This is a genomic window from Sphingomonas sp. CCH9-F2, assembly GCF_001556735.1.
Classification (GTDB): domain Bacteria; phylum Pseudomonadota; class Alphaproteobacteria; order Sphingomonadales; family Sphingomonadaceae; genus Sphingomonas; species Sphingomonas ginsenosidimutans.
In genome coordinates this window covers 1-12,039 of the sequence record NZ_LSJO01000488.1, presented here as the reverse complement: position 1 = coordinate 12,039, position 12,039 = coordinate 1, and the positions used below count along the sequence as shown (strand labels likewise).

10 protein-coding genes are annotated in these 12,039 nt (G+C 68.8%); 1 reads left to right on the top strand and 9 read right to left on the bottom strand.

The annotated features are described in order from the left end of the window. The 3 genes from AX685_RS13840 to ilvD all read right to left on the bottom strand — a co-directional run. A partial coding sequence (locus tag AX685_RS13840; RefSeq protein ID WP_331710173.1) for an NAD(P)H-hydrate epimerase occupies nucleotides 1–296 on the bottom strand: 296 nt, incomplete at its 3' end. Beyond that, nucleotides 293–727: a hypothetical protein gene (locus tag AX685_RS13835; RefSeq protein ID WP_176484884.1), complete on the bottom strand. Its 435-nt coding sequence runs from the start codon at nucleotides 725–727 to the stop codon at nucleotides 293–295. The genes AX685_RS13835 and AX685_RS13840, both read right to left, overlap by 4 nt. A 19-nt stretch (nucleotides 728–746) precedes the next feature. Further along, complete coding sequence (ilvD, locus tag AX685_RS13830) at nucleotides 747–2,468, bottom strand: dihydroxy-acid dehydratase (RefSeq protein ID WP_066489663.1); 1,722 nt, start codon at nucleotides 2,466–2,468, stop codon at nucleotides 747–749. 109 nt (nucleotides 2,469–2,577) lie between these two features. Between ilvD and AX685_RS13825 the strand changes: the two genes are divergently transcribed. Continuing rightward, on the top strand, nucleotides 2,578–4,587 hold the full coding sequence (locus AX685_RS13825; RefSeq protein WP_082740974.1) for a S9 family peptidase: 2,010 nt from the start codon (nucleotides 2,578–2,580) through the stop codon (nucleotides 4,585–4,587). Between the two features lie 257 nt (nucleotides 4,588–4,844). On the opposite strand, the gene AX685_RS13820 is transcribed toward AX685_RS13825, so the two are convergent. The 6 genes from AX685_RS13820 to dapA form a co-directional block, all read right to left on the bottom strand. Then, the gene (locus tag AX685_RS13820) at nucleotides 4,845–5,192 is read right to left on the bottom strand and encodes a response regulator (RefSeq protein ID WP_066489670.1); all 348 of its coding nucleotides are present in this window, start codon (nucleotides 5,190–5,192) and stop codon (nucleotides 4,845–4,847) included. A 40-nt stretch (nucleotides 5,193–5,232) separates the two neighbouring features. Next, the gene (locus tag AX685_RS13815) at nucleotides 5,233–7,647 is read right to left on the bottom strand and encodes a hybrid sensor histidine kinase/response regulator (protein WP_066489661.1); all 2,415 of its coding nucleotides are present in this window, start codon (nucleotides 7,645–7,647) and stop codon (nucleotides 5,233–5,235) included. 4 nt (nucleotides 7,648–7,651) lie between these two features. After that, the gene (locus AX685_RS13810; protein ID WP_066489659.1) at nucleotides 7,652–9,685 is read right to left on the bottom strand and encodes a M13 family metallopeptidase; all 2,034 of its coding nucleotides are present in this window, start codon (nucleotides 9,683–9,685) and stop codon (nucleotides 7,652–7,654) included. A gap of 93 nt (nucleotides 9,686–9,778) precedes the next feature. Next, the gene (locus AX685_RS13805) at nucleotides 9,779–10,324 is read right to left on the bottom strand and encodes a DUF2062 domain-containing protein (protein WP_066489656.1); all 546 of its coding nucleotides are present in this window, start codon (nucleotides 10,322–10,324) and stop codon (nucleotides 9,779–9,781) included. Nucleotides 10,325–10,340: 16 nt separating this feature from the next. Next, nucleotides 10,341–10,823: an SsrA-binding protein SmpB gene (gene smpB, locus AX685_RS13800; protein ID WP_066489654.1), complete on the bottom strand. Its 483-nt coding sequence runs from the start codon at nucleotides 10,821–10,823 to the stop codon at nucleotides 10,341–10,343. Between the two features lie 147 nt (nucleotides 10,824–10,970). After that, nucleotides 10,971–11,852 carry a 4-hydroxy-tetrahydrodipicolinate synthase gene (dapA, locus tag AX685_RS13795; protein ID WP_066489651.1) on the bottom strand — a complete coding sequence of 294 codons (882 nt, stop codon included), beginning with the start codon at nucleotides 11,850–11,852 and terminating at the stop codon, nucleotides 10,971–10,973. Nucleotides 11,853–12,039 lie beyond the last annotated feature (187 nt).

Genomic DNA, 12,039 nt, shown 5'->3' with positions numbered 1-12,039 from the left:
CCGGCGCGCGCCCCCCGTGCGGCATCCCCGCGCGGATCGCCGGCAACGGCGACGCGGACCTTGCGCCCGGCGGCGAGCAGGCGCGCGGCGGCGACATAGCCGTCCCCCCCGTTGTTGCCAGGGCCGCACAGGATCAGGATCTCATGCGGGCCGGCGAGCCGCAGCACGGCGTCGGCGACGCCCTGGCCGGCGCGCTGCATCAGCGTACCGACACCGGTGCCCGCGGCGATCGCGCTGTCTTCCGCGGCACGCATCTGCGCCGCGGTCAGCACCGGCAGACCGGAAAGGGGGATCATTGCGGTCGGGCCGTTTCCGATGGCGTGGGCGACGGCGCCGCCGCGGGGGAAGGCGTCCCGGTGGGCTTCACCGTGGCGGGAAGGCGATAGATATCGCTGCCGACCGCGACCTCTATCTCACCCGCGTCGACGATCCCGACCTTCGCCGGCTGCGCGCCATCCGCCGCGGTGACGCCGCGGCCGTCGCGCGTCACCAGCAAACGGCGGAAGCCGCCGTCCGGGTGATGGACCGTCAGCACCAGCCGCCCGGCGGTGTCGGTGCCGCGATCGACGCGGCACGCGCGCTGGAACGTGTCCGCCCCGGCGAGCGCGCAGTTGATGCGTCCTTCGTCGGCGGCGGCGCTGGTCTGATCGGCCTCCACCTTCGCCAGCACCGACGTGTCGGTGGTGCGTTCCTTGCACGACACCAGCAGCGCCAGCGCCGTCAGCACGACGGGGAGGATGGACCGATCAGATATCCGCGTAAACATGCCGCTCCGCTGCCGCGCCGGGGTGGGTGACCGCCCCCTTATAGGCAGGGCCGACATTTTGCGCATAGCGCCACAATGCGCCGGCGCCATAGTCATTCTGTCGCCCGGTCCAGCGCGCGCGGCGATCGGCAAGCGCGGCGTCGTCGACCATCAGGTCGATCGTCCCCGCTTCCGCATCGATGCGGATCGTGTCGCCGTCCTCGACCAGCGCGATCGGGCCGCCGTCCGCCGCCTCCGGCCCGACATGGCCGATGCAGAAGCCGCGCGTCGCACCCGAGAAGCGCCCATCGGTGATGAGCGCGACCTTTTCCCCCAGCCCCAGCCCGTAGAGCGCGGCGGTGGTGGACAGCATCTCGCGCATCCCCGGCCCGCCCTTCGGCCCTTCGTAGCGGATCACCACGACCTCGCCCTCGCGGATCGCGCGCGCCTCCACGGCGGCGAAGGCATCCTCCTCGCAATCGAAGCAGCGCGCCGGGCCCTCGAACTGGAGCCGGTGCATCCCCGCGATCTTCACGATCGCGCCATCGGGGGCGAGCGTGCCGCGCAGGCCGACGACGCCTCCGGTCGGGGTGATCGGCACCTTCGCGTCGTAGATCACCTTCTGATCGGGGTTCCACGTCACCTGATCGATATTCTCGCCCAGCGTCCTGCCGGTGACGGTCATGCAGTCGCCGTGCAGCAGCCCTTCGGACAGCAATGTCTTCATCAGCATGTAGACGCCGCCGGCCTCGTACATGTCCTTGGCGACATATTTCCCGCCCGGCTTCAGATCGGCGATGTACGGCGTCGACTTGAAGATTTCCGCGACATCGAACAGGTCGAACGCGATCCCCGCCTCATGCGCCATCGCGGGCAGGTGGAGCGCGCCGTTGGTCGATCCGCCGGTGGCCGCGACGATGCGCGCCGCATTCTCGAACGCATCGCGGGTGCAGATGTCGCGCGGGCGGATGTTCTTCGCCAGCAGTTCCATCACCTGCGCGCCCGCCGCGACCGCGATCTGTTCGCGCGTGGTGTAGGGCGCGGGGACCATGTTGCTGTTGGGCAGCGACAGGCCGATCGCCTCACCGACGCAGGCCATGGTATTGGCGGTATATTGCCCGCCGCACGCGCCGTGACCGGGGCAGGCGACCTTTTCGAGCGCATGCACCTCGCTGATCGGGCAGGTGCCCGCGGCGTAGCGGCCGACCACCTCGAACACATCCACGACGGTGACGTCGCGATCCTCGAACCGGCCGGGCAGGATCGATCCGCCGTAGACGAAGATCGAGGGCACGTTGAGGCGCAGCATCGCCATCATCATCCCCGGCAGCGACTTGTCGCACCCCGCGAACCCGACCAGCGCGTCATAGCAATGGCCGCGCACCGACAGTTCGACCGAATCGGCGATCACCTCGCGGCTGACCAGCGAGGATTTCATCCCCTGGTGGCCCATCGCGATCCCGTCCGTCACGGTGATGGTGTTGAAGCGGCGCGGCATCCCCCCGCCCTGCTCCACCCCGCGGCGGGCGGCATCGGCCTGCGCATCGAGCGTGGTGTTGCACGGCGCGCTGTCGTTGCCCGCGGAGGCAAGCGCGACGAACGGGCGCGCGATCTCCTCCTCCGACAGGCCCATGGCGTAATAATAGCTGCGGTGCGGCGCGCGCTCCGGCCCGACCGAGACGTGGCGGCTGGGCAGGCGGGATTTGTCGAACGTGTGGGTCATAACGCGCACGCCTATGTCGCGGAAGGCGGGTCAAACGCAAGGATATTAGCGTTGCCGCGTGACGGCGCCGCGTGCCATGCTCGGCTAATACAGCAGGGAGGATTCAAGCATGTTGAAAGCGATTCTGGCCGCCGGTGGGGCGCTGCTCGCGATCCAGCCGGTGATGGCGGCGATGGCGGACACACCGGGCGCGGTGCCGCTGATCGAGCGCGCCAAGCTGTTCGGCAACCCGACGCGGACCGGGGGCAAGCTGTCCCCCGACGGCAAGTGGATCACCTTCATCGCGCCGCGTGACGGGGTGCTCAACATCTGGGTCGCGCCATCCGACAAGCCCGACCAGGCCCGCCCGCTGACCGCCGAGAAGGGGCGCCCGATCCGGCAGAGCTTCTGGGCGCCGGACTCGCGCTCGATCCTGTACGTCAACGACAAGGGCGGAGACGAGAATTTCCTGCTGTACGGCGTCGATATGGCCACGGGCGCGCAGAAGACGCTGACCCCGTTCGAAAAGACCCGCGTGATGGTGATCGGCGCCAGCCAGACGATCAAGGACCGCATCCTGATCGGGGTCAACAACCGCGACCCGCGCTGGCACGACGTCTATGACCTGAACCTCAACACCGGGCAGCTGACCAAGGTGATGCAGAACGACGGCTATGCCGGGTTCGTCGCCGACGATCAGCTGAAGCTGCGGCTGGCCAGCAAGGCGCGACCCGATGGCGGCAGCGACTATTTCCGCGTCACCGGCACGACGGTGGAGACGACGCCGGTCGCGCAGGTCGGGCTGGAGGATTCGCTGACCACCGCCCCGCTGGGTTTCACCACCGACGGAAAGACCCTGTACTGGACCGATTCGCGCGGGCGCGACACTGCCGCGCTGATCGCGCAGGACGTGGCAAGCGGGAGGACCGCGATCGTCGGGCAGAGCGCCAAGGCGGATGTCGACGGCGGGCTGTTCAACCCCGTGACCGGTCAGCTCGAGGCCTATTCGGTCGATTACCTGACCAACGAATATGTCCCGGTGGGCGATGCGGTGAAGGCGGACCTGGCGTTCCTGAAGGCGCAGAACAAAGGCGAGTTTTCGATCGGCAGCCGCACCGATGCCGACGACAAGTGGCTGGTGACGTTCGACCCGGTCGACGCGCTGGTCGCCACCTATGTCTACGATCGCAAAGCCAGGGCACTGACGCAGCTGTACGTGACCCGCCCGGAACTGGTCGGCGCACCGCTGGTCGCGATGGAGCCGGTGGAGATCAAGGCGCGCGACGGGCTGACATTGGTGTCGTACCTGACGAAGCCGAAGGGCGCGACCGGGCCGGTGCCGATGGTGCTGTTCGTCCATGGCGGGCCGTGGGCGCGCGACGGATACGGCTATAACGGCTATCACCAGTGGCTGGCGAACCGCGGCTATGCGGTGCTGTCGGTCAATTATCGCGGATCGACCGGGTTCGGGAAGAATTTCGTGTCCGCCGGCGACCTGCAATGGGGCCGCAAGATGCACGACGACCTGATCGACGCGGTCGACTGGGCGGTGAAGCAGGGCGTCACCACCAAGGACAAGGTGGCGATCATGGGCGGCTCCTACGGCGGCTATGCCACGCTCGCCGGGCTGACGTTCACCCCCGATGCGTTCGCGTGCGGCGTCGATATCGTCGGGCCGTCGAACCTGTTCACCCTGCTCAAGACGATCCCGCCGTATTGGGAAGCGGGCAAGCAGCAATTCTACAAGCGGATGGGCGATCCGACCACCGAGGCGGGGCGCGCGCTGCTGAAGGAGCGCAGCCCGCTGACGTTCGTGGACCGCATCAAGAAGCCGCTGCTGATCGGCCAGGGCGCCAACGACCCGCGCGTCAACGTCGCCGAAAGCGACCAGATCGTCGCGGCGATGGCGGCCAAGAACATCCCGGTCACCTATGTGGTGTTCCCCGACGAGGGCCATGGCTTTGCCCGGCCGGTGAACAATATCGCGTTCAACGCGGTGGCGGAAAACTTCCTGGCGCCGTGCCTGGGCGGACGGGCCGAGCCGGTCGGCGGCGCGCTGGCCGCGTCCACCGCGCAGGTGAAGCATGGCGCGCAGTTCGTGAAGGGGCTGGACGCGGGGACGGCGACCGGGGGTCAGTAGGCGGTTCGTGGGCGCGCGCGGGAGGGGGTGACCTCTTCCGCCGCGCCCCGTCCCGCTCCTATGTCCCGGATCAGCGTGAGGGTTGGCGCATCATCCAGCCGACCCGAGACGTCGCCCCAGCGAAGGCCGGGGCCTTCAGCGGTTGTCGCGACGTGCTATCGCCGGGAGATCCCAGCCTTCGCTGGGATGATGACCGGTGCGACCAATGCCGCAACAGGTCCGGCATGACGAACCGGGTACACGGCTGCGATCACGCCTCAGCCAAGCTGGGCGAGCGCCTGGTCGACGCCGTCCATCGTGAACGGTTTCGACAGGCGCGGGCGGTCGCGGTGTTCGGGGGCGATTTCCTCCCCGCCGCCGCCGGTCGCGAAGACGAACGGGATGCCGCGTGCGGCGAGCGCGTCGGCGATCGGGAAGCTCTTTTCCCCGCTGCGCAGGTTCACGTCGAGGATCGCGGCGTCGATACCGCCGGCAGCCACCATCGGCAGCGCGGCGGCGACGCAATCGGCGGTTCCGGCATGCCCCTTGTCCAGGGCTTCCAGGAAATCCTCCAGCATCATCGCGATGAGGGGTTCGTCCTCGACCAGCAAAACGCGCATCGTCATATATCCCGCCATAGCGTGATGCGGCGCGCGCGCAATGGCTTCACGATGCCGCGGGCGTCCCCTGTTGCGCCAGCAGGACGTCGCGGGTCGCCTCCGCCAGCTGCTGGACCGAAAAGGGCTTGGGCAGGAACGACACGTTGTCGAGGTCGATCGAGCGGCGCAGCTGTTCCTCGGCATAGCCCGACATGAACAGGATCGGGATGCCGGGATGCAGCTGGCGCAGCGCCTGCGCGAGCGTCGGGCCGTCCATCACCGGCATCATCACGTCCGAGATCACCAGCGTCGGGCGATCGACCCCGGCGAGCAGCTCCAGCGCCGCCTCGCCATTCTCCGCCGCCAGCACGGTATAGCCCTGCCGCGCGAGCGCGCGTTCGGCGACGGCACGGACCATGTCCTCATCCTCCACCAGCAGGATCGTGCCGGTCCCCCACAGATCGCTCGACCGTTGCCGCGCGGAGGGGGTCGGCACCGTCAGCAGCGTCGCCGGCTCCTGCCCGCTTGCCGCATGGACCGGCAGGTAGATGGTGAAGGTGGCGCCCTGCCCCGGCTTGGAATCGGCGAAGATGTAGCCGCCCGACTGCTTGACGATGCCGTAGACGGTCGACAGGCCCAGGCCGGTGCCCTTGCCGACTTCCTTCGTCGTGAAGAACGGCTCGAAGATCTTGGGCAGCACCTCCGGCGGGATGCCGGTGCCGGTGTCGGAGATTTCCAGCGCGGTGTAATCGCCGATCGGCACGATATCGCTGCCGCGGCGGCGCACCTCCGCGATCGGGACGGAGCGGGTCTGGATCGTCAGCTTGCCGCCATTGCCCTTCGCCAGCATCGCGTCGCGCGCGTTGACGGCAAGGTTGACGACCACCTGTTCCAGCTGCCCCGGATCGGCGCGCACCGGCCCCAGATCCCGTCCGTGCTTGACCTCCAGCACCACGGTTTCGCCCATCAGCCGGCGCAACAGGTTCGACACTTCCGACACGACGTCGGGCAGTTGCAGCACCTGCGGACGCAACGTCTGCTGGCGCGAGAAGGCGAGCAGCTGGCGCGTCAGGCTGGCGGCGCGGTTGGAATTGGCGCGGATCTGCTGGATGTCGTCGTAATCGCTGTCGCCGGGGGAATGGCGCATCAGCATCAGGTCGCAATGGCCGATGATCGCGGTCAGGATGTTGTTGAAATCATGCGCGACGCCGCCGGCCAGCTGACCGACCGCCTGCATCTTGGTGGCCTGCGCCACTTCGCGCTTGAGGCGGTTTTCCTCGTTATTGTCCTTGAGGCTGAGCAGCACCGCCGCCTCGCCCAGACCGCGCGCGGCGGCGATCGACAGCGCCACCGGTTCGTCCGGGTGATCCTTGAGCCGCACGGCGAGGTCGGTGGAGCGCGCCGCCCCGCTGGCGAAGCGGCGCACCGCATCGGCGACCGCGCTCTTGTCCTCGCGCACCACCAGATCGCCGGGATAGACCGGCAGCTGGCCCGGCTCGACTCCGGCGGCGCGCGCGAACGCCTGGTTCATCTGCACGAAGCGGCCGTCGCGATCGACCAGCGCGATGCCGAACGGCATCAGCATCAGCAGCGCCTCGACATCCTCCGCGCTGCCGGCGACGCCGGTGTCGACGTCGACCATCGCGATCAGGATCGGCGCTTCCTCATCGTCGGACAGCGGGATCTGCAGCAGCCGCAGCGGGTTGGCGCCCTCCCCTTCGGAGATGAAGCGGACGGTGCCGCCCTGGTCCTCTGCCAGGAAGCGCGCGAGATCCTCGCCGGTCAGCACGCCGTCGGGGGTGCCGGTGGCGCGGGTGCGCAGCACCGCGTTGGCGGCAAGGACATGGCCGTGCGCGGTGACCAGCGCGGCCATCACCCCGGAGGCGCCAAGCTGCGCGCCCAGCGTGCCGTCGATCGACTCGGCGAAGCGCGCCGGCTGGCCCGACGGCGCCGGGCCATGCGCGAAGCGCCAGACCAGGATATCCTGTTCCTGCCCCGCGCGGGTGATCGTCGCGTCGATCGCGCCGACCGCGCCGCGCAGCGCCGCCGATGCGCGACCGTCGCGCCACGCCGCGCGGCCCGCGACCGCCAGCTGCCCCGCGCCGTCGCCCGCCAGCGGCAGCGAGGGCGGCGTGGGAAAGCCGGCGAACAGGTTTTCGTAGCAGTCGTTCGCGCACACCAGCCGCCCGGACCGATCGGTGACGGCGATGCCGTCGTCGCTCGATTCGACCAGCGCGCGGATCAGTTCCCAGTCATGTTCGACCGCAGTCGCAGGGGTATCGACACGCCGCAGCATCGCGATCGCCAGCGCGACGCCCGCCAGCACGATCGCCGCGCCGAAGAATCCTGCCGCGATCGTCGCGTCATGGACCAGCCACAACACCAGCCCCGCCGCCGCGAGGCCGGCCAGCGCCGCCAGCGCCAGCCCGATGCGCCAGCGGCGCCGCTGCGCTCCGCGTCCGTCGATCACCCCCAGCGGCATCGCCTTACCAGATCCGCACGCGCGCGTCGGGGGCCAGGTACAGGCGGTCGGTCGGCGCCGGGCGATAGGCGTCGTACCAGGCATCCATGTTGCGCACGATCCAGGTGCGCTGTTCGGACGGCGCGTGCGGATCGGTCAGCAGCCGCTGGCGCAGGTTCGCCTCGCGATAGTTGCGCCGCCACACCTGCGCCCAGCCGAGGTAGAAACGCTGGTCGGCGGTAAAGCCGTCGATCACCGGGGGCTTGGCCCCCTTCAGCGAGGCGAGATAGGCGTCGTGCGCGGCAGCCAGCCCGGCGAGGTCGGCCGAATTCTCGCCAAGCGTCAGCTGCCCCTTCACATGCAGGCCGGGCAGCGGCTGATAGGCGTCGTACTGCGCGACCAGTTTCTGGCTGAGCGCCTTGAACCGCGCGACGTCGGCGTCGGTCCACCATTGCGTCAACCGGCCGCGCGCGTCGAACTTCGCCCCCTGATCGTCGAAATGGTGGCTCATCTCATGCCCGATCACCGCGCCGATGCCGCCGTAGTTGACCGCCGGATCGGCCTTCGGATCGAAGAACGGCGGCTGGAGGATCGCGGCGGGGAAGGTGATCGCGACCAGGCCGAAATTGGCCTGCGCATTCACCGTCATCGGCGCCATGCCCCATTCCCAGCGGTAGATCGGCTTGCCCAGCTTCCCGACGTTATAGTCGTGCTGCCACTGGTTGGCGCGCAGCATGTTGCCGAACGCATCGCCCGCGCGGATCGACAGCGCGGCATAGTCGCGCCAGCGATCGGGATAGCCGATGCGCGGGACGAAGGCGGCGAGCTTGGCATGCGCCTTCGCCTTGGTTTCCGGCGCCATCCAGTCGAGCGTGTCGATGCGACGGTTCATCGCGGCGATGATGTTGCGGACCATGTCGTCCGCCGCCGCCTTGGTCGCGGGCGGGAAGTAGCGCGCGACATAGACCTTGCTGACGTCGTCGGTCAGTGCCGAGGAGGTGAAGCCGACCGCGCGCTTCCACCGTTCGGACTGTTCGGGGGTGCCGTTGAGCACCGTTTCGTTGAACGCGAAGCTTTCGCGGTCGATCGCGGCCGGAAGGACGTCGGCGAAGCCGTCGAGGCTGCGCACGATCAGCTGGTCGCGCAGCACCGCGATCGGCGTCTTCGCGATCAGTGCCGCTTCCCCCGCGATCGCGGTCGGCTGCCCCACGATCAGCGCGTCGGGGGAAAGGCCGCCGGCCTTCAGATAGGCGGCGAAATCGAACCCCGGCGCGGCGCGCGCGAGATCGGCGAGCGTCATGCGGTTATAGGTCTTGTCCGCGTCGCGGCTGTCGATGCGGGTCCAGTGGGCCCGCGCGATCTGCGTTTCGAACGCGACGATCGCGGCGGCGCGCGCGTCGGCATCGCGTTCACCGGCCGCCTCCCCGGACAGCGTCAGCAGCCGCGCCAGATGCGCGCGATAGGCGGTGCGCGTCTCCACCAGCTTGGCATCGTCCGACAGATAATAGTCGCGGTCGGGCATCCCCAGACCGGACTGGCGCAGGTTCACGACATAGGCGTCGGGATTCTTGCTGTCCTGCCCGACGTACAGGCCGAAGGGCGTGTCGACGCCATTGCGATCGGCCTGCGCCAGCAGCGCGGCATAGCCGGGCTTGTCCGCCGACTTGATCGTCGCCAGCCACGGGCGGATCGGGACAAGGCCCGCGCGCTCGATCGCGGCGGTATCGAGAAAGGCGGCATAAGCGGTGCCGATCTTCGACCGGGGATCGCGACGCGCCGCGTCGAGGAGCCCGCGGGTGCGTTCGCGCGACAGATCCTGGAGGACGGAGAAGGCGCCGTAATTTGCCTCGTCCGCGGGGATGACGGTGTTCTTCGCCCAGGTGCCGTTGGCGAAGGCGTAGAAATCGTCGCCTGGCTTGACCGAACGGTCCATGCCGGCGGTGTCGAAACCGAACGTGCCATATTGCGGCGCATCGGCGGTTCGCGTGGCAGACTGGGCGATCAGCGCAGCGGGGACGAGCGCGGCGAGCGCGGACAGGGTGATGAAGCGGCGACGCATGTACGAAGGCATCCTTTGTTGATGATCCTCCCCCCAAGGATGCCCGTGTCTTAGAGCGGGAGTTTGCCATGCGCCAGCGTGGCGAGTGGGCGGTTAGCGATGATCCTCGCGATGCTGGTGGCGATGCCGCCATTTGCGCCCGATCCACGCGCGCCACCCGAGCATCGCCGCGCCATAGCCGAGCGCCGCGGAGGCGCCGGCGATCACCAGCAACCCGACGATCAGCGCCGGGCCGGCATCCCACGCCCATTGCAGCCAGCCGGTCGCGGCCTCCGCCACCGGCTGCGCCACCGCAGTGGCGTGCGAGTGCAGCAGCCACGCGCCGATGCGATAGGCGGCGAACAGGATGAACGGCGTGGTCAGCGGATTGGTGACGAACGTCACCAGTGCCGCGACGGGCACGTTGGCGCGGAACGGGAAGGCGATCAGCGCCGCGATCGCGATCTGCGCGAACGGGAACAGGATGCCCGCGATCATTCCCAGCGCAACGCCGCGCGGGACCGAGCGGCGGGTGAAGCGCCACAGTTCGGGCGCCAGCACGCGATGCGCGACCGGGCGCAACAGGCGGATGCGCTCCATCGATTCGCGGGTCGGCAGGTTGCGCCGGCTCCACGCCGCGATCCTGTCCCACCCCGTCATCGGACGCGACGCCACCTCAACCGTGCTCGCGCAGGACGCGCCCGGCCTCGCGCTTCCAGTCGCGTTCCTTGATATGTTCGCGCTTGTCGTGCGCCTTGCGCCCCTTGGCGAGTGCCAGTTCCACCTTCGCGCGCCCCTGCCCGTTGAAATAGACGGTGAGCGGGACCAGCGTCATGCCTTCCCGCGCCACCGCGCCGTGCAGCTTGTTTATCTCACGCTCATGAAGCAGCAGTTTACGGGGCCGCTTGGGTTCGTGGTTGAACCGGTTGCCGTGGCTGAATTCGGGGATGTTCGAGTTGACCAGCCACACCTCGTCCCCCGACACCTCGGCATAGCTTTCCGCGATCGATCCCTCGCCGAAGCGCAGGCTCTTCACCTCGGTACCGGTCAGGACGATCCCGGCCTCATAGGTGGTGTCGATCGCATAGTCGAACCGCGCGCGGCGGTTTTCGGCGACGACCTTCTTCTTGTCGAACGTGGCGGGTTTGGGACGCGGCATACGCGGGTGATGTAGGGGTTCGCGGCGAGGAGGGAAAGGAAGATAGCATATCCGTGCTCCTGCGAAGGCGGGAGCCACGGGTCACGCCACCCGACAGCGGTCGTCCTGCGCGACCGCGGGGTTCCGGCGTTCGCCGGAACGCCCTGGCTACAGCCCCGCCGCGGCCAGCCCGGCATCGACCGCCGCCCGGCTCGGCTCCGACGGCCAGGTCATGGGCAGGCGCAGCCCGTCGGGGAAGCCGGGGCGTACTTTCGTCATCGCATACTTCACCGGGCCGGGCGAGGCATCGGTGAACAGCGCGACGTGTAGCGCGAAGAGCCGGTCATTGAGGTCGCGCGCCAGCACATAATCACCCGCCGCGCAGGCCGCCTGGAAATCGGCGCACAGCCGCGGCGCGACATTGGCGCTGACCGAGATGCAGCCGACCCCGCCGGTGGCGTTGTAACCCAGCGCCATGTCGTCATTGCCCGACAGCTGGCAGAAGTCCGTGCCGACCAGCGCGCGATGCTCCGACACGCGTTGGAGCACGCCGGAGGCGTCCTTGACCGCGACGAACACCTTCGGAAAGGCGTTCACGATCCGCGCCAGCGTGGAGGGCTGGATGTCCGTCACCGTGCGGCCGGGCACGTTGTACAGGACGATCGGCAGCGGCGACGTCGGCGCGAGCGTCGCGAAATGCTGGAAGATTCCCTCCTGCGACGGGCGGTTGTAATAGGGCGGGACCATCAGCGCGGCATCGGCCCCGGCCTCCTTGGCGGCGATCAGGTTGCCCGCCGCGACGCGCGTGTCGTTCGATCCGGCGCCCGCGATCACCGGCACGCGCCCGCGCGCCTGATCGACGCAGACGCGGACGATCGCGAACTGTTCGTCCTTCGTCAGCGTCGCCGCCTCCCCCGTGGTGCCGCAAGGAACGAGCGCGGCGGAGCCTTCGGCGATCTGCCATTCGACCAGTTCGCGATAGGCGCTCTCGACGAAATCGCCATGCTGGTCGAGGGGCGTCACGAGCGCGGGGATGGAACCGGAGAACATGGGCAGCGATTGCTCCTGGAGCGTAAACAGGGGGGCGTCGTTCAGGCCAGATACGGCTAGCATCGCTAGTCTGTCCACCGATGGTGTCCGTCGAACAGTGAAGGCAGGTGCGTTGATCCTTTTCGTTGCAGCAGCAGGGGCGGTCGCGATCGTCGCCGGGGGCCAGTACGGGCCGACCAACCTCGTC